Source organism: Streptomyces sp. NPDC093225, assembly GCF_044753805.1.
Classification (GTDB): domain Bacteria; phylum Actinomycetota; class Actinomycetes; order Streptomycetales; family Streptomycetaceae; genus Streptomyces.
In genome coordinates, this window is the sequence record NZ_JBIVNX010000002.1 from 32,089 (window position 1) to 53,153 (window position 21,065).

Annotated in this window: 20 protein-coding genes; 10 read left to right on the forward strand and 10 right to left on the reverse strand. The window is 74.8% G+C overall.

Going from position 1 to position 21,065, the window contains the following annotated elements; all coding sequences use genetic code 11:
- Nucleotides 1-140: 140 nt before the first annotated feature.
- A complete protein-coding gene (locus ACIQCH_RS02190) occupies nucleotides 141-1,979 on the reverse strand; it encodes an alpha/beta hydrolase-fold protein (RefSeq protein ID WP_402576977.1) in 1,839 nt (612 codons plus the stop codon).
- Between the two features lie 559 nt (nucleotides 1,980-2,538).
- Here ACIQCH_RS02190 and ACIQCH_RS02195 point away from each other — a divergent pair.
- The 4 genes from ACIQCH_RS02195 to ACIQCH_RS02210 all read left to right on the forward strand — a co-directional run bounded on the left by ACIQCH_RS02195 (nucleotide 2,539) and on the right by ACIQCH_RS02210 (nucleotide 6,675).
- A complete protein-coding gene (locus ACIQCH_RS02195; RefSeq protein ID WP_402576979.1) occupies nucleotides 2,539-3,432 on the forward strand; it encodes an alkaline phosphatase family protein in 894 nt (297 codons plus the stop codon).
- A 2-nt stretch (nucleotides 3,433-3,434) separates the two neighbouring features.
- A complete protein-coding gene (locus ACIQCH_RS02200; RefSeq protein WP_402576981.1) occupies nucleotides 3,435-4,781 on the forward strand; it encodes an MFS transporter in 1,347 nt (448 codons plus the stop codon).
- Nucleotides 4,778-5,803 carry a TolB family protein gene (locus tag ACIQCH_RS02205; protein ID WP_402576983.1) on the forward strand — a complete coding sequence of 342 codons (1,026 nt, stop codon included), beginning with the start codon at nucleotides 4,778-4,780 and terminating at the stop codon, nucleotides 5,801-5,803. The genes ACIQCH_RS02200 and ACIQCH_RS02205 overlap by 4 nt, the downstream gene beginning before the upstream one ends.
- Nucleotides 5,804-5,874: 71 nt before the next feature.
- The gene (locus tag ACIQCH_RS02210) at nucleotides 5,875-6,675 is read left to right on the forward strand and encodes an alpha/beta fold hydrolase (RefSeq protein ID WP_402576984.1); all 801 of its coding nucleotides are present in this window, start codon (nucleotides 5,875-5,877) and stop codon (nucleotides 6,673-6,675) included.
- A gap of 32 nt (nucleotides 6,676-6,707) precedes the next feature.
- On the opposite strand, the gene ACIQCH_RS02215 is transcribed toward ACIQCH_RS02210, so the two are convergent.
- Together ACIQCH_RS02215 and ACIQCH_RS02220 are read right to left on the reverse strand one after the other, a co-directional pair.
- Nucleotides 6,708-8,135: a carboxylesterase/lipase family protein gene (locus ACIQCH_RS02215; RefSeq protein WP_402576986.1), complete on the reverse strand. Its 1,428-nt coding sequence runs from the start codon at nucleotides 8,133-8,135 to the stop codon at nucleotides 6,708-6,710.
- Nucleotides 8,136-8,238: 103 nt separating this feature from the next.
- A complete protein-coding gene (locus tag ACIQCH_RS02220) occupies nucleotides 8,239-9,375 on the reverse strand; it encodes an alpha/beta hydrolase (RefSeq protein WP_402576988.1) in 1,137 nt (378 codons plus the stop codon).
- Nucleotides 9,376-9,546: 171 nt separating this feature from the next.
- Here ACIQCH_RS02220 and ACIQCH_RS02225 point away from each other — a divergent pair, with 171 nt between their 5' ends.
- Nucleotides 9,547-9,876 carry a hypothetical protein gene (locus ACIQCH_RS02225; RefSeq protein WP_402576990.1) on the forward strand — a complete coding sequence of 110 codons (330 nt, stop codon included), beginning with the start codon at nucleotides 9,547-9,549 and terminating at the stop codon, nucleotides 9,874-9,876.
- Between the two features lie 94 nt (nucleotides 9,877-9,970).
- Nucleotides 9,971-10,246: a chaplin gene (locus tag ACIQCH_RS02230; RefSeq protein WP_402576992.1), complete on the forward strand. Its 276-nt coding sequence runs from the start codon at nucleotides 9,971-9,973 to the stop codon at nucleotides 10,244-10,246.
- A 96-nt stretch (nucleotides 10,247-10,342) separates the two neighbouring features.
- Here ACIQCH_RS02230 and ACIQCH_RS02235 read toward each other — a convergent pair whose 3' ends face one another.
- The 5 genes from ACIQCH_RS02235 to ACIQCH_RS02255 all read right to left on the reverse strand — a co-directional run bounded on the left by ACIQCH_RS02235 (nucleotide 10,343) and on the right by ACIQCH_RS02255 (nucleotide 15,130).
- Entirely contained in the window at nucleotides 10,343-11,206 is an 864-nt protein-coding gene (locus ACIQCH_RS02235; protein WP_402576994.1) for a tyrosinase family protein, read from the reverse strand.
- Nucleotides 11,207-11,240: 34 nt separating this feature from the next.
- Nucleotides 11,241-11,702 carry a tyrosinase family oxidase copper chaperone gene (locus ACIQCH_RS02240; RefSeq protein ID WP_402576996.1) on the reverse strand — a complete coding sequence of 154 codons (462 nt, stop codon included), beginning with the start codon at nucleotides 11,700-11,702 and terminating at the stop codon, nucleotides 11,241-11,243.
- A 151-nt stretch (nucleotides 11,703-11,853) separates the two neighbouring features.
- Entirely contained in the window at nucleotides 11,854-12,987 is a 1,134-nt protein-coding gene (locus ACIQCH_RS02245) for an acyl-CoA dehydrogenase family protein (protein WP_402576998.1), read from the reverse strand.
- The gene (locus ACIQCH_RS02250; RefSeq protein ID WP_402577000.1) at nucleotides 12,984-14,165 is read right to left on the reverse strand and encodes an acyl-CoA dehydrogenase family protein; all 1,182 of its coding nucleotides are present in this window, start codon (nucleotides 14,163-14,165) and stop codon (nucleotides 12,984-12,986) included. The genes ACIQCH_RS02245 and ACIQCH_RS02250 overlap by 4 nt, the downstream gene beginning before the upstream one ends.
- A complete protein-coding gene (locus ACIQCH_RS02255) occupies nucleotides 14,162-15,130 on the reverse strand; it encodes an NADPH:quinone oxidoreductase family protein (protein WP_402577002.1) in 969 nt (322 codons plus the stop codon). The genes ACIQCH_RS02250 and ACIQCH_RS02255 overlap by 4 nt, the downstream gene beginning before the upstream one ends.
- A gap of 195 nt (nucleotides 15,131-15,325) precedes the next feature.
- Between ACIQCH_RS02255 and ACIQCH_RS02260 the strand changes: the two genes are divergently transcribed.
- The 3 genes from ACIQCH_RS02260 to ACIQCH_RS02270 all read left to right on the forward strand — a co-directional run bounded on the left by ACIQCH_RS02260 (nucleotide 15,326) and on the right by ACIQCH_RS02270 (nucleotide 18,442).
- Complete coding sequence (locus ACIQCH_RS02260) at nucleotides 15,326-16,447, forward strand: hypothetical protein (RefSeq protein WP_402577004.1); 1,122 nt, start codon at nucleotides 15,326-15,328, stop codon at nucleotides 16,445-16,447.
- Nucleotides 16,448-16,506: 59 nt separating this feature from the next.
- Nucleotides 16,507-17,604, forward strand: coding sequence for an SDR family oxidoreductase (locus tag ACIQCH_RS02265; RefSeq protein ID WP_402577006.1), 1,098 nt, complete (start codon nucleotides 16,507-16,509; stop codon nucleotides 17,602-17,604).
- 100 nt (nucleotides 17,605-17,704) lie between these two features.
- Complete coding sequence (locus ACIQCH_RS02270) at nucleotides 17,705-18,442, forward strand: VOC family protein (protein ID WP_402577008.1); 738 nt, start codon at nucleotides 17,705-17,707, stop codon at nucleotides 18,440-18,442.
- Nucleotides 18,443-18,469: 27 nt separating this feature from the next.
- Here ACIQCH_RS02270 and ACIQCH_RS02275 read toward each other — a convergent pair whose 3' ends face one another.
- Both ACIQCH_RS02275 and ACIQCH_RS02280 read right to left on the reverse strand, forming a co-directional pair.
- Nucleotides 18,470-19,303, reverse strand: a complete 834-nt coding sequence (locus ACIQCH_RS02275) for an enoyl-CoA hydratase/isomerase family protein (protein ID WP_402577010.1) — start codon at nucleotides 19,301-19,303, stop codon at nucleotides 18,470-18,472.
- A gap of 73 nt (nucleotides 19,304-19,376) precedes the next feature.
- A complete protein-coding gene (locus ACIQCH_RS02280) occupies nucleotides 19,377-20,117 on the reverse strand; it encodes a PIG-L deacetylase family protein (RefSeq protein WP_402577012.1) in 741 nt (246 codons plus the stop codon).
- 119 nt (nucleotides 20,118-20,236) lie between these two features.
- On the opposite strand from ACIQCH_RS02280, the gene ACIQCH_RS02285 reads away from it, so the two are divergent.
- Nucleotides 20,237-21,055 (forward strand): MBL fold metallo-hydrolase, encoded by an 819-nt coding sequence (locus ACIQCH_RS02285; RefSeq protein ID WP_402577014.1) that lies wholly within the window; start codon nucleotides 20,237-20,239, stop codon nucleotides 21,053-21,055.
- Nucleotides 21,056-21,065 lie beyond the last annotated feature (10 nt).

Genomic DNA, 21,065 nt, shown 5'->3' on the forward strand with positions numbered 1-21,065 from the left:
ATCGAACGTCCGTTCTCGGACAGTCCGGGGGCCGTGCGGATCCCTTCCCGACCCCTCGGTGCGGGTGGTGCGGGCCGCCGCGCCCGCCGCGCTCCGGGGGGAGGGAGGCGGGCGGCGGGCGCGGCGGCGGTCCGGGGGGGTCACGAGGAGGGCGTGGGGCCCTCCATGTGCTCGCTGATGAACTGGATGGGGCCCTCGCCCATGTTGGGCACGTAGGTCGCCGCGTTGTGCCTGCCGCCCTGGATGATCCGCAGGCTGGTGTGGATCGGGCCCTTGCCGTACGTGGCGATGAACTTCTGTACGTCGGGCAGGGTCCTGGGGTTGCTCTCGTTCGTGCCGACCTGGAAGGCGAGGTAGACGTCCGGTCCCTTGCGGTCGATCAGGCGCTGCGCGAGCACCTGCGGGTTGTTCTCCTGCTTCTCCTTCTCGTGGCCCTTCCACAGCCGCGAGTCCGGTACGACGTCCGGGCCGGAGGCGACCACGGCCTTGAACCTGTCGGGCTTCTGCAGCACGGCCTTGAGGCCGTTGAACCCGCCGGTGGAGGAGCCCATGAACGCCCAGCCGTCCCGGGACTTGATGGTGCGGAAGTTCTCCTTCATCAGCTCCGGTACGTCCTCCGTCAGCCAGGTGCCCATCTTGGGCTGGCCGGGGATGTCGCTGCCGTCCCAGTAGGTGCCGTCGGTGTCCGGCTGCGGGTTCTGCACGGGCATCGCCAGCAGGAAGGGCTTGCTCTTGCCCTCCTGGTACCACTGCGTGATGCTCGACTGGAGCTTGAGGTCGGTGCCCATCCAGTAGTTCATGGGGTAGCCGGCGCCGCCCGGCAGCGCGATCAGCACCGGGAAGCCGCTCTTGGCGTACTTCGGGTCCGAGTACTCCTTGGGGGCCCAGACCCAGACCTTGCCGGTGAAGCCCGACTTCTTGCCGTCGTACGTCACCACGCCGATCTTCGTGCCGTCGTCGAGGGTGTTGGCGACCTTGAACGCGGCCTTCGGGCCGGTCGGCATGAGGGTCTTGGAGTCGGCGGGCTTGGCCCGGGACGTGCCGCCGGAGTCGGAGCCGGAGTCGCCCCCGGAGGGCGTCTGGTCGAAGGAGACCGGGTCGCCCTTGTCGGTGAAGGGGGGTATCTCGTAGTAGCTCATGGTCTGCCAGGCACCGATGCCGAGCACCGCGACCACGGTGGAGCCGATCAGCCAGCGGCGGGCGCGGGAGCGGCGGCGGGGCGGCTCGTGGTCGTACCCGCGGTCGTCGTCGTGGCCGCGACCGGCGTCGTACGCGCTGTCGGCGTCGTACGGACGCCCCCGGTCGTACCCGTCGGCCGCGTGGCCGTGCGGGCCTTCGGGAGCCGCCCGGTCGGGCGCGGGGCGGTGGTAGGGGCGGCCCTGGTCGTAGGTGAAGGGGGGCTCGTACGGGGCCTGCGCGGGGTCCTGTGCCGGGGCCTGCGCGCCGTAGGGCGCCCGGGCCTCGTGGGCGGCCGGGGACCCGTAGGGGGCCTGACCCTCGTACGGGGCCTGCGGCGCGGCGTACCCGGGGTAGGCGCGGGGGGCCACGGTGCCGTGCGGGGCCTGCTGCGGGGTACCGGGGTGGGGCCGCTGGGCGTAGCCCTGGGCCTGGCCGTGGTCGCCGGCGCGCAGGTGCATCGTCCCCTGGTCGGCGGCCGCGGGCGCGGCGCCGGGGCCGCCCGGGCCCTGACCGACGCCGCGGAGGTGCATCGTGCCCTGGTCGCCGTACGGCTGCTGCCCGTGGCCCGGGCCGCCGTGCGGCCGGGCACCGTACGCGGGCGCGCCCTGGGGCCCGCCTTCGTACGCCTGCCCTTCGTACGCGTGCCCCGGGTACCCCTGGCCGCCGGGGGGCTGCTGCCCGTACGCCCGGCCGGGAGCCTGGTGGGGCGGGCGGTCGCCGTGCTCCGGGTACCCCTCGGGGTTCCCCTGGCCGCCGTGGCCCTGGGCGGGGGTGTTCGACCCGTTGGGTCCGTAGGACATCGCGATGCTCCGACTGGTGATGCCCCTCGGGGGCGAACTGTCATTCGGCCGTGAAGATGACAATCCGACCGGGCACGTTGCTTCCTTTACCGTTTCTTGACCTGGTAGTGGCTTGCGCATGGCGGCGGGCGCGTGGGACGGAACGATCACTTCCGCGGCGTCGCACGGCCGCGCCCCGCCCCGCCCCCACCGCCGCCGGCGGTGGGTTGCGCACGGGCGACCCGGAGGTGTGCTGCGCGTGTCACGTCGGCCGCCGGGCCGGAACGGACGCGCTCCGGCCCGATGCCCCGCCACATCGTGGGACGACTGCCGGATATGACGCCCGCACGGCCCAATCACCGGGGCCCACCGAGCCATTCCCAGGAGGCATGGCAGGTCTCTGGCCTGCGCGCACGGCGGCCGGTACGGTGCCGGCGGCACGCGGGCCGGCCCCGTCCCCATCGGACCCGCACCGACCGTTTTCCTGATCTTCACCCGTACCGCGCCGACCGGGGGACCCGACGCCCCTACCTTTGCGTCGCGCCGCCAACCCCACACCATGTCTGACGGAGGTCATGCCGTGTTCGGCATATCGCTCTCCCGGCCCCGCCGCAGTGTCACCGCCCTCGCCTCGGCCTTCGGCCTCAGCCTCGCCGCCGCGGGGATCTGGACCGGCCTGGGCGGCACGCAGGACGCACACGCCGCGGCCCTGCCCCAGCCCGACCACATCGTGGTCGCCGTGTTCGAGAACCACGCCTACAGCCAGGTGATCGGCAGCTCGAGCGCCCCGTACATCAACTCGCTCAGGACGGGCGGTGCCAGCCTCTCGCAGTCGTACGGCATCACCCACCCGAGCCAGCCCAACTACCTCCAGCTGTTCTCCGGCAGCAACCAGGGCGTGACCGGCGACAGCTGCTACACCCCCGGCTTCAGCTCCGCCGCCAACCTGGCCTCCGAGCTGATCGCCGCCGGCAAGAGCTGGGGCAGCTACAACGAGGGCCTGCCCAGCCAGGGTTCCACCACCTGCTCCAGCGGCCGCTACGCCCGCAAGCACAACCCCTGGTTCGCGTTCTCCAACGTGCCCACCAGCACCGCGAAGACGATGGGCCAGTTCCCGACCGACTTCACCACCCTGCCGAAGGTCTCCTTCGTCGTGCCGGACCTGTGCAACGACATGCACGACTGCTCGGTCGGCACCGGTGACACCTGGGTGAAGAACAACCTCAAGGCGTACGCGGACTGGGCCAAGACCCACAACAGCCTGCTGATCGTCACGTTCGACGAGGACAACCGCCTGGCCGGCAACCGCATCCCGACCGTCCTGTACGGCCAGCCGGTGACTCCGGGGTCGACCACCTCGACCACCTACAACCACTACGACGTGCTGCGCACCGTCGAGGGCCTGGCGGGTCTGACGGCCCACGCCGGCAACGCCGCCACCGCCACCGACATCACGGGGATCTGGGCCTCCTGACCATGTACGTTGCGGACAGCCGCGGCACCCCCGCGCAGCCCGTGACGACGCCGACGGCCGCCGCCCGGGACTCCCGCCCCGGGCGGCGCGCCGCCGTCGCCCCCACGGTGCTCGCCCTCGGCACGGTCTCCCTCGTCACCGACGTCTCCTCGGAGATGGTGACGGCCGTGCTGCCGCTCTACCTCGTCGCCGGGCTCGGCCTCTCCCCGCTCGGGTTCGGCCTGCTCGACGGCCTCTACAACGGGGTCAGCGCCCTCGTCCGGCTCACCGGCGGCCACCTGGCCGACCGCTCCGGCGGCCACAAGGCCGTCGCCGGCCTCGGCTACGGGCTCTCCGCCCTCGCCAAGCCGCTGCTCCTGCTCGTGCACACGCTGCCCGGGATCGGTGCCGTGCTGGCCCTCGACCGGACCGGCAAGGGCCTGCGCACCGCGCCCCGGGACGCGCTCATCTCCTTGGCCAGCGAACCCGCCGAACGCGGCCGGGCCTTCGGCGTGCACCGCGCCATGGACACCGCGGGCGCCATGATCGGCCCGCTGGTGGCCTTCGTGATCCTGCGCCGGGCGGCCGAGGGGTACGACGCCGTGTTCACGGTCAGCGCCTGCGTGGCCGCGCTCGGGGTACTGGTCCTCGTCCTGTTCGTGCCCGGCCGCGCCGCCGCGGCCACGGCCGCCGGCGCCCCGGCGCACCCGCCGGCGGGTGAACGGGCCTCGCTGCGGGCCTCCTTCGGGCTGCTGCGCCACCGCGACCTGCGCCGGATCAGCCTCTGTGCCCTGCTGCTGGGCCTCACCACGGTCAGCGACGCCTTCGTCTTCCTGCTGCTCCAGCACCGCACCGGCCTCGCCGACCGCTGGTTCGCCCTGCTGCCGCTCGGCACCGCGGGGGCGTTCTTCCTGCTGGCCCTCCCGCTGGGCCGGCTCGCCGACCGGATCGGGCAGTGGCGGGTGTTCCTCGGCGGCCACGTCGCGCTGCTGCTGGCGTACGGGCTGCTGCTCTCCGGCTGGCGCGGCCCCGGGCTCCCGTACGCCGTCCTGCTCCTGCACGGCCTGTTCTACGCCGCCACCGACGGCGTGCTGATGGCGGCCGCGGCCGGCGTCGTGCCGGAGGGGCTGCGCGCGGGCGGACTGGCCGTCGTGCAGACGGGCCAGGCGCTCGCCCGGTTCGTGTGCTCCCTGGCCTTCGGCGCCGCCTGGACCGCGTGGGGCGAACGCCCGGCGCTGCTCGCCGCGGCGACCGGACTGGCCCTGTGCCTCCTCCTGGCCGCCCGCCTGGCACCCGCCGGCCCCGAGCCCTCCCCCACCCCCGCCGACACCGCCCCCGCCCCCGCCGCTCCGGGAAAGGCCCCCGCATGACCCACCGCAACCGGCTGCTGATCCTGCTGGCCGCCGTCCTCGCCCTCGGCTGCGTCGCCGGGGCCGCGGTGTGGCGGGCCGGCGAGCGGGCGGACGACCGGAACCGGGCGCGGGCCGGCGGCCCCGACGTACGGGCCGGCCGGGTCTCCCTGGACGCGGACGGGCAGCGCCGGATCGTGTTCCGCAACATGGCCTGGGGGCCGCGCCGGGACGAGCTGGCGACCGTACCCGCCGCGACGCCCGGCGGCCGGCGGACCGCCTCCGGCGTCCGCTGCCTGCGCTTCCACGCCGCCGCCGGGACCGGCGTCTGCCTGCAGGCCGTCAAAGGCGCGGTCCAGGACACCTACCGGGCGGTGGTGCTGGACGCGCACCTCGAGGAACGGTCGCACCACCCGCTGGCCGGCATCCCCACCCGGGCCCGGGTCTCCCCCAGCGGCCGGTACGTCGCCTGGACGGTCTTCGTCGGCGGTGACAGCTACGCCGGTACGGACTTCTCCACCCGCGCCTCGGTCCTCGACACCCGGACCGGAAGGCTGGAGCCGACGCTCGAGGACTTCACGGTCATCAAGGACGGCGAACGGTACCGCGCGGCGGACGTCAACTTCTGGGGCGTCACCTTCAGTCGCGACGACCGGCACTTCTACGCCACGCTCGGCACGAAGGGGCGGACGTACCTGGTCCGGGGCGACCTGGTCACCCGTACCGTCACCACCCTGCGCGCCAACGTGGAGTGCCCGTCCCTGTCCCCCGACGAGACCCGGATCGCCTTCAAGAAGCGGGTGCCGGGGCTGCCCGCCGACGCCCCGTGGCGGCTGTACGTGCTGGACCTGGCCGACCTGACCGACCGGCCGCTCGCCGAGACCCGCAACGTCGACGACCAGGCGGTGTGGACCGACGCGCACACCGTCGCGTACGCGCTGCCCGGGGACTTCGGGGCGGACCTGTACGCGGTGCCGGCGGACGGCTCGGGCAGCGCGAAGCGGCTGATGGACTCCGCCCTCGCCCCCGCGTGGATCGGCTGACCACCGGCCGTCCCCCTGGTCCGACGCCGGCCCTTGCGCGCCGGGCGCCACCGGCCCCTAGCATGATCAACATGACGACCTACACCTCGAACGGCGTCCGGCTCCGCTACGACGACTTCGGCCCTGCCGACGGCACCCCGGTGCTGCTCGTGCACGGCCACCCCTTCGACCGCAGCCTGTGGGCCCCTCAGACGGCGCCCCTGGCGGCGGCCGGGTACCGGGTGCTGACGCCGGACCTGCGCGGCTACGGCGAGAGCGAGGTCGTGCCCGGGACCACGCCGTTCGAGGTCTTCGCCGCCGACCTGGCGGCCCTGCTGGACCACGTGGGGGTCGACGGGGCGGTGGTGGGCGGCGTGTCCATGGGCGGCCAGCTCACCATGGAGTTCCACCGCCTCCACCCCGAGCGCGTGCTCGCCCTCGTCCTCTCGGACACCTCCCCGGCCCCCGAGACGGAGGAGGGCAAGGCCGTCCGACACGGTCAGGCGGAACGGCTCGTCACCCACGGCATGCTGGGGTACGCGGACGAGGTGATCGACAAGATGATCGCCCCCTACCACGTCACTGGCCTGCCCGAGGTCGCCGCGCACGTGTTGGGCATGATGAAGGCCACCGCCCCCGAGGGCGCGGCGGCCGCCCTCCGCGGCCGCGCCGACCGTCCCGACTACCGTCCGAGCCTGGCCGCGGCCACCGTTGCGACCCTCGTCGTCGTCGGCGCCGACGACACCTTCACCCCCGTCGCGGAGGCCGCGTCCCTCCACGCCCTGGTCCCGGGCTCCACCCTGGCCGTGGTCCCCGACGCCGGGCACCTCCCGAACCTGGAGCAGCCGGCCGCCTTCAACGCGGCCCTCCTGTCCTTCCTCGCCACCCTCTGACCGCGCTCCGGCCGGCCCGGTCCACTCCCGGGCTACGCCGGGTGGGTGAAGCGGTGCGGGGAACCGGAGCGGTGCCAGGGGGCCCACCCGGGAGTGCCGGTGGTGGCGAAGGAGGTCCAGGCCGCGTGCATGGCGTCGGCGAGGGGCTGGGGGGCGCCGGGGCCGGTGAGGGAGGTGGCGCCGGGCAGGGTGAGGGTGTCGAAGACGAAGCCGAGTTCGAGGGCGTGGCAGCTGCCGAGGCCGGGGACCGCCGAGGGCCAGGCGAACTCGTAGAGATGGGCGGTGGCCCGGCGGGGGGCCGCGGCGAGGCGGCGCAGGGGGTCGCGCAGGAGGCGGTCGGTGAGCAGCTGGCCGACCACCTCGCCGGCCCCGGCGTCGGGGCGGGCCGCACGGGCGGAACGTATCTCCGCCGATGTGGCGCGGCCGCGCAGGGCGCCGAAGGCCAGTGTCACGGGGCCGAGGCGGTCCATGTGGCGGAGCAGTCCGGTGGGGGCCAGCCAGAGCCGGTACTCCTCGCTCGTCCAGCCCATCAGGAGCGGGACGTCGGCGGCCGCCCGCCCGGTGACGAGCCGTTCCAGGGGGTCCCCGGGGACCGCGTCGTCGTCCTCGACGATGCCGAACGCGGGCCCGCCGAGCAGCGGGCTCGAACGCCGCTGCACGACGGTCTGGGCCGCGAGCAGCGCCTGCGGCGGGAGTGCGGCGAAGGCGGCCGCGGTGGCGGGGACCTTCAGCCGGGCGGCCATCCGGCGGACCATCGTCCGTACGTGCGGTCGCGGCAGCGCCTCGGGGGCGCCGCTCTGCAGCACCGCCTGCCGGAACAGGCCGGCGGCCCGGGGCGAGGCGAGCAGCACGCCGGTGCTGATGGCGCCCGCGGACTCACCGAAGACGGTCACCCGGTCGGGGTCTCCGCCGAAGCCGGCGATGTTGTCCCGGACCCACTCCAGCGCGGAGATCTGGTCGAGCAGGCCCCGGTTGGGCACGGCGTCGGGGAACAGCCCGTAGCCGGCCACCCCGAGCCGGTAGTTGAGGGAGACCAGGACGACGCCGTCGCGGGCGAAGGCCGACCCGTCGTACACCGGAACCGCGGAGGAACCGCGGGTCAGGGCGCCGCCGTGGATCCACACCATGACCGGCAGCCGGGCGCCGGGCCCGGGCTCGGGGGTCCACACGTTGAGGTTCAGGCAGTCCTCGCCGGGGACGACGGGGTCGTCCAGCAGGGTGGCGAAGGGCTCCTCGTACGGGGGCTTGGGGGCGGTGGGGCCGAAGGCGGTGGCGTCCCGGACCCCGTCCCAGGGTGCGGGCGGGGCGGGGGCGGCGAACCGCAGGGCGCCGACGGGCGCGGCGGCGTAAGGGATCCCCCGGAAGACGGCGATGCCGTGTTCGAGCGTGCCGCGGACCGCGCCCTGCCGGGTCGTGGCCGTCACGGCGGCGACGGCGCCGGCCGCGTTCCTCGTGTCCATGCCGGGGTCCTTCGTCCTCGTCCCTCGCCGCCCGCCTGCCGGCGGAGCGGCCGGACGGCCATCCTCCCAGGGGGTGCGTGACCCCGCCCGGTGGGGGTGGCGGTCAGGGGGCCGGGGTCGGGGCCGTGCGGTCGCGGAGCTGCGCGTCGAGCCAGCGGATCACCTCGGGGTACTCCTCGCGCCAGGTCTGGAAGTTGTGCCCGCCCTCCTCGCGGATCAGCTTGGCGACCCGGGTCGGCGCCTTGGCGGCGGCGGCGAACTCCAGCGTGGGCCGGTAGTTCGGCTCGCCCTGCTTGCTGGAGCTGACCAGCAGGGAGACCGGCGGCGCGGGCCGGTGCTTCAGGCGCCAGGTGAGGTCGTTCTCGTTCTGGAGCTTCTTGCTGCCGTCGTAGAGGTCGCCGGTGTCGCGGTCCTTGCGGGCGAAGTAGTCGGCCGACAGGCCGGCCCCGGCCCCGTAGCGGGCGGGGTTGGTCATGGGCAGCTTGAGCGCGCAGTAGCCCCCGGTGGAGTTGCCGACGGCGCCCCAGCTGCCGGGGGTGTCGGTGGTGCGGTAGTGCTCGCTGACGGCCGCCGGCAGGTCCTGGTTGAAGAAGGTCAGCGCCTGCGGGCCGCCGGGCACGTCGGTGCAGTTGGTGTCCCGGCCGGGCACGACGGAGGGCCGTACGAGGACGTAGATGGTGGGCCGGATGGTCTTGTCCATGACGGCCTCGGACACCGCCTGCGGGACCTTCAGCTGGGTGATCAGGTTCTTCGATATGCCGGGCTGGCCGGTGATCGCGACCACGACCGGGAACGTCTCGGTGCGGTACCCGGCCTGGAAGTACTGCGGGGGCAGGTACACGAAGCCGGTCATGGACAGGCCCGTGAGCCGGCCCCTGATCGCCACCTCCTCGACCTGTCCGGCCACCTGCCTGGGGCCCTTGAGGCCGATGGACCGCGGGCCCTTGACCGTGAGGGCCGGCGGCAGCTTCCCGCCCGCGGGCGCCGCCTCCAGCGCCTGGACGGTGGAGGAGCGGCCCAGCAACTCGTCCCACGAGGAGTAGAAGCCGAAGGAACGGTTCGCCGCGACCAGCAGCACCGAGAGCAGGCACAGCTGCGCCACGGCGAGCATGCCCAGCCGGGCGGCCCACCCCGCCGGGCCCGGCCGCGCGGCGCGCGGCCAGAGCCAGAGGATCAGGACGCTCACCACGAGGGTGCCCGCCATCAGGATGCAGAGCAGGGTCTTGGAGGTGAGTGCCACGTTCCTTCTCTCTCGTCTCGCGCGGCGCAGAGTGACGGCGCCCGGACGTGAAGAGGGAGAAATGCCGCGTCGGGTTGCCCGTGAGGGTGACGTGGCGTGACCCACACCGGTGGCACGGGTTGAGCCGGACGGGGCGTCCGCCCCACCCCGACCCCACACCGCGAGGCTTTCATGCGTATCAACGGCACTCTCCGGGCCGCGGCGGCGCCGGTACTCCTTCTGGCGGCCGCGGCGGCCGGCGCCGGTTCGGCCGCCGCGGCCCCCGGTCCGGAGTTCCAGTACGTCGGCGCCGACGACCGGGTGCACGCCGCCACCCGCCCGGCCGGCTGCGTCGAGGCGGTGGGCGCGCCCGGCACGGGCGTGGTCAACCACACGGCCGGCGAGGCCGTGCTGTACCGGGGCCCGGGCTGCACCGGTGCCGTCCTGGGCCGGGTCCCGGCGGGCGGCAGCGCGCCGACGTCCGCCGGCTTCGGGTCCGTGGAATTCGCCGTCACCAGGTAGGGCCAGTGGCCGTGACCACAGGGCGGCGGCGGCGTTGTACGGCATGTCATCGCCGCAGATCTTGCGGCGCTTCAAGAATCTCAAGGAGATATCGATGTCGCGTATCGCGAAGGCGGCGGCCATCACCGCTGCCGCCGGTTCCGTTCTGGCCGCCGGCGCGGGCATGGCCGCTGCGGACTCCGGAGCGCACGGCGCCGCGGTCGGTTCCCCCGGTGTCGGCTCCGGCAACGTCGTCCAGGTGCCGATCCACGTTCCCGTCAACGTCTGCGGCAACTCCGTGAACGTGATCGGTCTCCTGAACCCCGCCTTCGGCAACACCTGCGTCAACGGTGGTGGTCACGAGGACGTCGAGGGCGGCTACGGCGGCTGATCCCGGTCCCCCCGCGAAGCGGGCCCCCACCGTGGTGCGGTGGGGGCCCGTTCCGTTGCCTGCCGTCCCGGTCCCGGGGCCGGGACGGGGCCGGGGCTACTCGTACCGGTACGTGTCCTGGTGGCCGAGCATCTCGCGCGGGGTGACGCCCCACGGCGGCATCGGTTCGTCCAGGCTGAGCACCCGCCCGTACTGCGGGTCGCCGCGCTCGAGCCTGCGGGCCGGCAGGTACACCGAGTCCGGGTGGCGCTGCTGCCAGCGGTCCCAGAGGAGGTCCACGAAGGCGTGGTGGAGCCAGAACGCCGGGTCGTTCGGGGCGGTGCCGCCCGTCATGTGGCCGCCGATCCACTGGTGGACCTTGTTGTGGTTGCGCCAGCGCTCGCTGCGCGGCGCGGCCCAGCCCTCCAGCTTGTTGCGGAAGCCGCCCTTGGCGGCGGTGGAGTCCCAGGGCGCGGTGTCGTACACCGGGTCGTCCAGGGCCCAGTCCAGCTCGGCCGCCGTGGGCAGTTCGATCGGCCGGCCGGGGCGGCCGAGGTTGCGGGTGAGGGCGACGCCGTCGGTCATGCCGACGGTGACGGCCCAGTTGCCGCGGTCGTAGGCGAACGGGCCGGTGGTCACCTGGCGGTCGCCGTCCCGGCCGGTGCCGCCGAGGAAGTCGTCGGCCCACAGGGAGCCGACGGGGCTGCGGTCGGTGGTCCAGTCCCAGTACGGGAGGGTGACGCCGGGGTCGACGGCGCGCAGCGCCTTCTCGAACTGCAACAGGTAGGAGCGGTGCCAGGGGAAGAACGAGGGGGTCATGTGGCCCACGCGCCGCCGGCTCGCGCCGTCGGGCACGAACCAGCGGTTGTGCGTGCGGACGAAGTCGTCGTACGTGCCGTCGCGCTTGAGCTCGAGCAGCGCGGCCGTGAAGCGCTTCTTCTGCGCCCGGGTGAGGTTCCTCTGGTTCTGGCGGGTGTACACGGGGTCGGGGCCCTTTCAGCCTTGGTTGCGGGGATCAGCCGTGGTGCGCGGGGTTCGCCGCCAGCCGGGCCGTGCCGAGCTCGTCGACGGCGGCGCGCGCGAGGTCCCGGGGGGTCGCGAAGGACTCGTAGTGGTTGATCCCGCTGAGCCAGCTGCCGTCGGCGCGCCGCATCACGGGCAGCGGCCGGCCGTCGATGCGGATGTCCACGGCGCCCGCGGCGCCCCCGGCGTGCGTGCCGTCCGGACCGCGCACGGGCAGTCGGACCGCGGCGATGTGCCGCCCCCGGTACGTCTCCTCGAAGAGCGGTACGGGCGGCTCGGCCGGGCGGCGCCGGTCGGACCGGCCGGCCCGCACCAGCGGGGCCAGCGCGGCCGCGGTGGCGGTGAGCACGGCCGCCGTGAACGCCGCGCGCAGCGCCGACCGCCGGCCGACGACGGTGCCGCGGGACCCGGTGGCGGGTCGCCCGATGCCGATGTTCCGGCTGGTGGCGCTCATGGTGTGCTCCCTCGGCTCCGTGGACCGTCAACCTTCTCTGACGGTCTAACGCTCCGGGCCGGGCCGGGGCACGCCCTCGTGGAAGATCGTGGCTGCGCGGGCGGGCCGGCGACGGCCCGCCCGCTGGGGTGCCGGCGCGGGGCGGCCCCGGTCAGGGTGCCGGGAGCGCCGCCAGTTCCGCGATCCGGTCCCGGTGGTGCCCGCCGGTGCCCAGCGCCAGCGAGTCGGCCTTGGCCCGCTTCAGGTACAGGTGCGCGGGGTGTTCCCAGGTCATGCCGATGCCGCCGTGCAGCTGTACGCACTCCTCGGCGGCCCGGACGGCCACCGGCGAGCAGTAGGCCTGGGCGAGCGACACCGCGAGCGGGACCTCCCCGGGGGCCCCGGCGGCGAGGGTGTCGGCGGCGTTGCGGGCGGCCGCCCGGGCCTGGGCGACCGCCAGCCACAGCTGGGCGAGCCGGTGCTTGGGGGCCTGGAAGGAGCCGACGGGGCGGTTGAACTGGTGGCGGGTGCGGACGTACCCGACGGTCTCGGTCAGGCACTGGTCGGCGAGACCGAGCTGTTCGGAGGCGAGCAGCCCGGCGCCCGCGAGGAGGGCCCGCTGCAGCACCGCGGGAGCGGTGTCGGCGCCCGCGAGCCGTTCCCCCTGCGCCCCGTCCAGGGTGACGGTGGCGAGCGGGCGGGTGAGGTCGAGCGGGACCTGCGGTCCGATCCGGACCTGGTCGGCCGGGACGGCGAAGAGCCCGGTGTCGGCCGGGACCAGCAGCACGTCCGCGCCGACGGCGTCCGCGACGGCGGTGACGGTCCCGGTCAGCCGGCCGCCGCCGGAGCCGGCGCCCGCGTCCCGGCCCCCGCCGGTGTCGCGGACGGTGGGGTGCCACGGCGCGCCCGGAGCCAGCGTCAGGGGCCAGGCCGGGACGGCCACCGCGGCACCGGAAGCGAGTGCGCCGAGCAGCCGGGAGACGGCGGGGAGGGCGGTGTCGCAGCCGAGCAGGGTCTCGGCGGCGAGCACGGCGCAGGTGAGGTAGGGAAGTTGGACGACGGCCCGGCCGAGCTCCTCCAGGACCACCGCGGCCTCGCGGGGTCCCGCGCCCTGTCCGCCGAGCTTCTCGGGCACGAGCAGTCCGACGGCCCCGGTGCCGGCGAGGGTGCGCCACAGGGCGGAGTCGTGCGGGTGTCCGGCCTCGGCGCGCTCGAGGGTGGCGGCGGGGGTGGTGCGGTCGGCGAGCAGGGACCGTACGGCGGCGCGCAGGTCGTCCTCGGTGTCGGAGTAGAGCAGGTCCGTCATCGGGCCAGGTCCTTCCAGGGGAGGTCCTTGTCGTCGCGGGGCTCGGGCGGCAGGCCCAGGACGCGTTCGGCGACGATGTTGAGGAGGATCTCGCTGGTGCCGCCCTCGATCGAGTTCCCCTTGGAGCGCAGGTAGCGGTAACCGGCGTCGCGGCCGGTGAAGTCGACGAGTTCGGGGCGGCGCATCGTCCAGTCGTCGTACGCCAGGCCCTCCTCGGCGAGGAGTTCCACCTCCAGGCCGCTGATCTCCTGGTTGAGGCGGGCGAAGGCGAGCTTCATGCCGGAGCCCTCGGGGCCCGGCTGGCCGGCGGCCAGTTGCTGGCGCAGTCGTTCGCCGGTGAGGCGGGCCACCTCCGCCTCGACCCAGAGTTCCAGCAGGCGCTGGTGGAGGGCGTGGGTGCGCAGCTCGGGGCGGGCGCGCCAGGTGGCGGCGACCGGGCCGATCATGCCGCCCTCGCGGGGCAGCCGCATGCCGCCGATGGAGACCCGCTCGTTCATCAGGGTGGTGCGGGCGACCTCCCAGCCCTGGCCGACGCCCCCGAGGCGGTGGGCGTCGGGGATGCGCACGCCGGTGAGGAACACCTCGTTGAACTCGGCCTCGCCGGTGATCTGCCGGAGCGGGCGGACCTCCACACCGGGGTCGGTCATGTCGCACAGGAAGTACGTGATGCCCCGGTGCTTGGGGAGGTCGGGGTCGGTGCGGGCGACGAGGATGGCCCAGCGGGCGAGGTGGGCGCTGGACGTCCAGACCTTCTGCCCGGTGACGATCCAGTCCTCGCCGTCGCGGACGGCGCGGGTGCCGAGGGCGGCGAGGTCGGAGCCGGCGCCGGGCTCGCTGAAGAGCTGGCACCACACCTCCTCGCCGGTCCACAGCGGGCGCAGGAAGCGCCGCTTCTGCTCCTCGGTGCCGTACGCGAGGATCGTGGGCGCGGCCATGCCGAGGCCGATGCCGATGCGGCGGGGGTCGTTGTCGGGGGCGCCGGCGGCTTCGAGGGCCGCGTCGACGCCGGCCTGGAGGGTGCGGGGGGCGCCGAGGCCGCCGAGGCCCTCGGGGTAGTGGACCCAGGCGAGCCCGGCGTCGAATCGGGCGCGGAGGAAGGCGGTGCGCTCGGTCCCGGCCGGGGGGTGTGCGGCGAGGAGGTCCCGTACGCGGTCGTCCAGTTCGGCGGCGGTGGTCATCGGGCACCACCGGTGGGGAGGATCGCGAGCCGGCCGGTGGTGGTGCCGTCGGCGACGCGCTGGACGGCGTCGGCGGCCGCGTCGAGCGGGAGCCGCTCGCTGACCAGGGGGGAGATCGCGCCCTCGGCGGCGAGCCGGGTCAGCTCCTCGTGGCAGGCCAGGACGGCCGCCGGATCCCGTTGCGCGTACAGGCCCCAGTGCAGGCCGACGATCGCGTAGTTCTTGATGAGCGCGTGGTTGAGGGCGGGGGCGGGGACGGTCCCGCTGGCGAAGCCGACGACCAGGATGCGCCCCTCGAAGGCCACGCACTTGGCGGAGGCGGTGTACGCGGCCCCGCCGACCGCGTCGTAGACGACGTCGGCGCCGCGGCCGCCGGTGAACTCCTTGACGCGGGCGACGAGGTCCTCGGCCGTCCGGTCGATCACGAGGTCGCAACCCAGCGCCTCGGCGGCCGCGGCCTTGGCCTTGCCGCCCACGACGCCGACGACCGTGGCGCCGGCCGCCTTGCCCAGTTGGACGGCGGCGCTGCCGACCCCGCCCGCCGCGGCGTGCACCAGGAGCGTCTCGCCGGGCTGGAGGCGGGCCCTGCGGTGCAGGCCGAACCAGCCGGTCTGGTAGCCGATGTGGAGTGCGGCGGCCTGCGCGTCGTCCAGTACGGGGGGCGCGGGCAGCAGGGCGTCGGCGCGGGCGACGGCGTACTCGGCGAAACCGCCGTACGGGAGGCTCGGGTTGGCGATGACCCGGCGCCCGTCCTCGGTCTCCGCGCAGATCTCGACGCCCGGGGTGAAGGGCAGCGGGGGCCGGATCTGGTACTCGCCGCGGCACAGGAGCGCGTCGGGGAAGTTGACGGCGGCGGCGCGGACCCGCAGCAGCACCTCCCCGTCGCCGGGCCGGGGTTCGGGTACCTCGTCGAGCCGCATGACGGCTCGCGGCTCACCGTGGGTGTGTACCTGCCATGCCTTCATCGGGGGCCTCCAGCCGCCGTCGACGGTCCGTGCACGGACCGCATACTAAGCGGTCGCTTGCCCTGAGGGGAACCACTCCCGAGGTCCGCGATCCAGCCAAGATCTCCAAGTGGTATGTCCCGTTCCGCCCCTGAACGTCCGGACGACGTGCATCATGTTCCCCACACGACACCGTGATCCATGGGGGGACACCACGTGAAGAAGACCCTTGCCGTCTGCGCGGCCGCCGCGGCCGTGGCCGGCCTGATATCCGCGGCGGGCCCCGCCGCCGCCACGGCCGGCTGCAAGCCGCAGCTGAAGGTCCTGGGAACGCTCGGGCCGGCGGACCCGAGGGACCACGACGACGACGGCGTCCGGGACCTCGGCACCGGCGACGTCGCCGTCGGCCAGTCCGCGTGGAAGCCCGTGTACTGGAAGGGGACCCGCGTCCACGCGGTCCCCCTGCCGGCCGGCATCACCTCGGGCGAGGTGCTGGCGGTCAACAGCAGCGGCCTGATGGTCGGTACCTACCGGGACGACGCCGCCGCCACGTCGCGCGCGTTCAGCTACCGCATCGGGGACGCGGCCGTGACCACCCTGCCCGAGGGCGAGTCGGCCGGCTGGCGCGAGATGGACGTCAACGACGCCGGCTACATCGTCATGGACGAGGACAACGGCCGGGGGGGCCTGGTCTGGCGCGACGGCGTGGTGGTCCGCCGGCTCGCACTGCCGCCGGGGAGCAGGCCGGAGGCCCACGTCACCTACGTGACGGCGATCAACAACCGGGGCGACGTGCTCGGCACGGCCGAGGAGAACTACGAGGTCCCCGAGACGGGCCAGCAGGTGGACCGGTGGTACCCGGTCGTCTGGCCGGCCGACGGCGGGCCCGCCAAGACCCTGGGGCCGGTCGGCGACAGCCTCAACATGCAGTACGTCCAGGACATCGACGAGAGCGGCCGGGTCGTCGGCCACTGGTTCCACGGGCCCTGGTACGAGTATCGGCCGATGGTGTGGGACGCCCCCTACGAGGAGCCGGGCGGCTCCCCGGGCCTGCTGGGGTCGTTCCCCTACGGCACGTTCGAGGCCATCAGCCGGACCACGGACGTGGCCGTCGGAACCGCCAAGTACCACCCGGACAACCCGACCCTGCCGGACCAGGCGCAGCTGTGGACGGGCTCCGGTCCGGTGCGCGCGCTGCCGCGGCTGGCGCCCGGCGGAGCCAGCGCGGCGGAGGCGGTCACGGACGACGACCGGGCCGGCGGCTCCGCGGTGGACGCGAAGGGCGTGCGCCAGTCCGTGGTGTGGACGTGCGCGACCAAGCAGGCGTACCTGCCGTAACGCGGACGCCCCGGTCGTGGGCCTGGTGATCTGAGCCCCGGCGCGCTATCGATGCGCGCATGGAGCGTACGCAGCCCACGGATCCGGCCGCGGAACCACCCGCCCCCGCCGCCGAGCCGCCCGCCCGGGCCACCGGGCCCGGCACACCCGCCCGGCCCGGGGCCGGTTCCCCGGCGGCCGGGCGGGCGGTCGGCCGGTCACCGGCCGCCGGGACACCGGCCGCCGGGACACCGGCCGCCAGGACACCGGCCGCCGGGACCGCGGGACCGGCCCTGACCGGACTGCCCGGGCCGCCGCCGCTGGGGGCCAGCGCGCTGCCGCCCGGCACCTACGAGGGCCGGGTGGTCCTGGTCACCGGTGGTGGCACGGGGCTCGGCAAGGCGATCGCCGCCGAGTTCGCCCGGCTGGGCGCGGACCTCGTCATCGCCGGCCGGCGGGCCGACCGGTTGGCGGCCGCCCGCGACGAACTGGCCGCCGTCGGCGCCGGCCGGGTCACGGCGGCCGTCTGCGACGTCCGCGACCCGGAGCGGATCGCGGCGGTCTTCGACGCGGCGGAGGCCGCCGCCGGCCGGCCGGACGTGCTGGTCAACAACGCGGCCGCCAACTTCCCGGTGCCGGCCGAGGACATGTCGCCGAACGCCTGGCGGGCGGTGGTGGACGTCACCCTCACGGGCACCTGGTTCACGAGCCGCGAGTTCGGCCGCCGCCACCTCGCAGCCGGCACGCCCGGCTCGATCGTCAACATCGGCGCCTCGTACGCCTGGACGGGCGGACCCGGCTTCGCGCACAGCGCGGCCGCCAAGGCCGGGGTCAAGAGCCTGGTCGAGACGCTCGCCGTGGAGTGGGGCCCGTACGGCATCCAGGTCAACGGCCTGGTCCCGGGCCTCGTCCCGCACCCGGACATGACCCCGGACATCCGCTCGGGCCTCGCCGCCGCGGGCGCGGCCGCGGCCCCGGACGCCCGCCAGCCCGCGCTGCGCGTGGGCGCCCCCCGCGAACTCGGCTGGGCCGCCACGTTCCTGGCCTCCCCCTACGCCCGCTTCATCACGGGCCACACCCTCGTGGTGGACGGCGCGAACTGGCAGCGCCGGGCCCTGGTCAACCCCGACGTGGTCCCGGTCCGCACCCAGCTGGGCCGCGGCCCCTTCACCACCTGAGCACTCCCGCGAAACGGCCTTCGAGGCGGTGGGACCCCTCCGGGACGGCAGGTCGCGGCAGGACCGGCCCGGGCCCGCGGCAGCTTCTATGATCTTCGGCATGGCAACACGACTCGTGCAGATCAACATGAAGGCGCAGGACGACTCCGCGCTCGGTCGGTTCTGGGCGGAGGCACTCGGTTGGGGTGTCGACAGCGAAGGGCCCGGCGTGACCAACCTCGAGCCCGTGGGTTTCGCCTACCCCGACCCCTCGGCCGTCTGCGTCGACATCATCGCCCGCCCGGAACCCAAGACGGGGAAGAACCGGGTGCACCTCGACCTGGCCACCACCTCGGCCGCCCATCACGAGGAGCTCGTCGCACGCCTGAAGGACCTCGGCGCGACGCTCGCCGACGTGGGCCAGGGCGACGTCCCCTGGACGGTCATGGCGGACCCGGAGGGCAACGAGTTCTGCGTCCTGGAACCGCGCCCGATCTACCGGGACACCGGGCCGATCGCCGCGGTGGTGGTCGACTGCACCGACCCACGGGAGATGGCCCGGTTCTGGGGCGAGGCGATCGACTGGACGCTGCACAAGGTCACCGACGACCACGCGACCATGCGCTCCGCCAAGGGCGTCGGCCCCTACCTGGAGTTCCTCCGCACCCCCGACACCAAGAGCGGGTGGAACCGCGTCCACCTCGACGTCAGCCCCTACCTCGGTGACGACCTGGCAGCAGAGGCGGACCGACTGCGCGCCCTGGGCGCCACCGACCCCGGTATCGACCAGTCCGCCATCCACTGGACGGTCCTGGCCGACCCGGAAGGCAACGAGTTCTGCCTCCTCACCCCGCGCTGACCGGGGCGGCCGCGCCCCTGGCGTCGATCAGCGGCCGCGGAAGTGCGGGGGCCGGCGGGCGGCGCCGGCCGTGTAGCCCTCGCGGCAGTCGTCGGAGGTCAGGGTGAGGGCGGCGTTCATGGCCGTGCGCTCGAGGGCCGCGGGCAGCTGCGCGTCGGCGAAGGCGTCGACGTTCCGCTTGACCGCCTGGACGGCGAGCGGGGCGTTGGCGGCGATCTCGACCGCCAACGTCCGTGCGGTGCGCGCCAGTTCGTCCTCGGGGACGACGATCTGGAGGAGGCCGAGGCGCTCCGCGGTGGCCGCGTCGATGCGGCGGCCGGTCAGCGCGAGGTACTTGGCCCAGCCGGCGCCCGCCTCGCGGGCGACGCGCAGGTCGCCGCCCGCGTCCACCGCCACGCCGAGCCGGGCCTCGGGCAGGGCGAACACGGCGTCGTCGGCGGCCACCCGGACGTCCGCCATGAGCGCGAGCTCGAACCCGAAGCCCAGGCAGTAGCCCTGCACGGCGGCGACCACCGGCTGCGGCAGCCGGGCGAGCACGGCGAAGCGCTCGTGCACCCAGCGGATGCCCTCGTAGTAGTTGCGGGTCCGGGCGGCGGCCGAGTCGCCGGTGATCGCGCCGCCGGGCGCGGTGACGTCGATGCCCGCGCAGAAGGCCCGGCCCTCGGCACGCAGCAGGACCGCGCGGACCGACTCGTCGAAGCGGATGCGGTCGGCGAGCAGCCCGAGCTGGCGGGTGGACTCCCAGCTCCAGCCGTTGAGCTTCTCGGGGCGGCAGAGGGTGAGGACCGCGAGGCCGTCGGCGACCTCCAGGCGGATGCGCTCCTCACCCTCGGCGATGTCCGTGCCGGTCGTGTCGATCACGGCCGTTCCCCTCCCCCATCCACTGACGTGACGGATCGTCAGGTTAGAGGGCGGTGCGCGGGAACTGAACCGGTCAGCGGCCGAAGAGTTCGAACGAGACGGCGGGGCGGCCGCCGAAGCGCTCCGACAGAGCCTGCGCGTTGCCGGTCAGGAAGTTCCGGCAGTACGTCTCCGGGTGCTCGTCGGTGAGCGCCTCGATGTACGCGCGGTGCTCGAGGAGCGACCGTACCGAACGCTCCAGGCCGGGGCCGGCGTCGGCGGCGTGGGTGGGCGAGGAGGAGCCCGCCACGGCGACCCAGCGGACGCCGCTCCACGGCTCGAGTCCCTGCTCGGTCAGCTCGGGGAAGATCCAGCGGTTGCCGGCGTCGCCGGCCGCGTCGAGGACCGCCCGGCCGACGGCCTGGTGGTCGGGCGTGTTCCAGAACGCACCGGGCCCGCTGCCCCAGGTGTCACGGTGGTTGAGTGTGATCACGAGCTCGGGCCGGTGCCGGCGGATCGCCGCGGCGATGTCGCGGCGCAGGTCCGGACCGTACTCGATGACGCCGTCGCGGTGGTCGAGGAACTCGACCGTGCGGACGCCGACCACCGCGGCGCTGGCCCGCTGCTCGGCCTCGCGCAGCGGGCCGCAGGCGGCGGGCTCGAGGGTGTCGATGCCGGCCTCACCACGGGTGGCGAGGACGTAGACCACCTCGCGGCCGCCGTCGGTCCAGTCGGCGATGGCGGCCGCACAGCCGTACTCGAGGTCGTCGGGGTGGGCCACGACCGCCAGGGCGCGGGTCCAGTCGGTGGGCATGGGCTTCAGCTGCTCCGTCATGATCGGCACAATAGGCGAAACGGGCGCACCGGGGCCGGCGTTGACTCAGGTCCGCGCGCACCGGTGCGCCGCACCGGCCGCCGGCACGCGGTGGCCGGCCGAGCGACGGGGGTTGCGCGATGACGGGTTCACGCACGCGGGCGGAGACGGCCGCACGGCAGGGCGCGCCGCGGGTGGTGGCACTGGCCGATGCCGCGGGGACGTTCTTCGACACGGCGCGGAAGGCCTTCCCGGAGGCCACGGAGGCGGACTGGGCGCTGGCGCGCGCGGCCGACCCGGAGGCCTTCGGCCCGGCGGACTCCTGGCTCCTGGAGTTCCGCTGCTTCGCGGTCGTCCGCCCCGGCGGCCGCGTGACCCTGGTGGACGCCGGCGTCGGCCCGGCGGACGCGCCCGCGGCCGACTGGGCGCCCGTCCCGGGACGCCTGCCCGAGCTCCTCGCGGAGGCCGCGATCTCCCCGACCGACGTCGACACGGTGGTGCTGACGCACCTCCACGGCGACCACGTGGGCTGGGCGGTGGGCCCGGACGGGGCCCCCTGGTTCACCGAGGCCGAGTACGTCCTCCAGCGCGCCGAGACCGCCCCGCTGGCCCCCGACGCCCCGGCCGCCGTCCGCGTCGTCGATCCGCTGCGCCGGGCCGGCGTCCTGCGGGAGGTCGAGGGCGAACACCGGATCGGCCGCCACGTCACCCTCGTCCCCACCCCCGGCCACACGCCGGGCCACCAGTCGGTGGTCGTCGGCGGTGGCGAACGGGAACTGGTCCTGACGGGCGACCTGCTGGTCCACGCCGTCCAACTGGTCAGCCCCGGCGTCCCGTACGTCCACGAGGTCGACCCCACCCTCGCCCGCCGCTCCCGCGAGGAGCTCCTGGCCCGGGCCCGCCGCCGCGGCGCCCTCCTGGGCACCCCGCACCTGACCCGCCCGTTCGTCGAGCCCTAGAGCTCGTAAC

What these genes read in the sequence shown, in the direction of transcription:
- ACIQCH_RS02270 (WP_402577008.1), top strand. Translation starts at nt 17,705, where the DNA reads ATGGCAACACGACTCGTGCAGATCAACATGAAGGCGCAGGACGACTCC.
- ACIQCH_RS02200 (WP_402576981.1), top strand. Translation starts at nt 3,435, where the DNA reads ATGTACGTTGCGGACAGCCGCGGCACCCCCGCGCAGCCCGTGACGACG.
- ACIQCH_RS02225 (WP_402576990.1), top strand. Translation starts at nt 9,547, where the DNA reads ATGCGTATCAACGGCACTCTCCGGGCCGCGGCGGCGCCGGTACTCCTT.
- ACIQCH_RS02285 (WP_402577014.1), top strand. Translation starts at nt 20,237, where the DNA reads ATGACGGGTTCACGCACGCGGGCGGAGACGGCCGCACGGCAGGGCGCG.
- ACIQCH_RS02215 (WP_402576986.1), bottom strand. Translation starts at nt 8,135, where the DNA reads ATGGACACGAGGAACGCGGCCGGCGCCGTCGCCGCCGTGACGGCCACG.
- ACIQCH_RS02280 (WP_402577012.1), bottom strand. Translation starts at nt 20,117, where the DNA reads ATGACGGAGCAGCTGAAGCCCATGCCCACCGACTGGACCCGCGCCCTG.
- ACIQCH_RS02205 (WP_402576983.1), top strand. Translation starts at nt 4,778, where the DNA reads ATGACCCACCGCAACCGGCTGCTGATCCTGCTGGCCGCCGTCCTCGCC.
- ACIQCH_RS02240 (WP_402576996.1), bottom strand. Translation starts at nt 11,702, where the DNA reads ATGAGCGCCACCAGCCGGAACATCGGCATCGGGCGACCCGCCACCGGG.
- ACIQCH_RS02190 (WP_402576977.1), bottom strand. Translation starts at nt 1,979, where the DNA reads ATGTCCTACGGACCCAACGGGTCGAACACCCCCGCCCAGGGCCACGGC.
- ACIQCH_RS02265 (WP_402577006.1), top strand. Translation starts at nt 16,507, where the DNA reads ATGGAGCGTACGCAGCCCACGGATCCGGCCGCGGAACCACCCGCCCCC.
- ACIQCH_RS02210 (WP_402576984.1), top strand. Translation starts at nt 5,875, where the DNA reads ATGACGACCTACACCTCGAACGGCGTCCGGCTCCGCTACGACGACTTC.
- ACIQCH_RS02250 (WP_402577000.1), bottom strand. Translation starts at nt 14,165, where the DNA reads ATGACCACCGCCGCCGAACTGGACGACCGCGTACGGGACCTCCTCGCC.
- ACIQCH_RS02255 (WP_402577002.1), bottom strand. Translation starts at nt 15,130, where the DNA reads ATGAAGGCATGGCAGGTACACACCCACGGTGAGCCGCGAGCCGTCATG.
- ACIQCH_RS02230 (WP_402576992.1), top strand. Translation starts at nt 9,971, where the DNA reads ATGTCGCGTATCGCGAAGGCGGCGGCCATCACCGCTGCCGCCGGTTCC.
- ACIQCH_RS02245 (WP_402576998.1), bottom strand. Translation starts at nt 12,987, where the DNA reads ATGACGGACCTGCTCTACTCCGACACCGAGGACGACCTGCGCGCCGCC.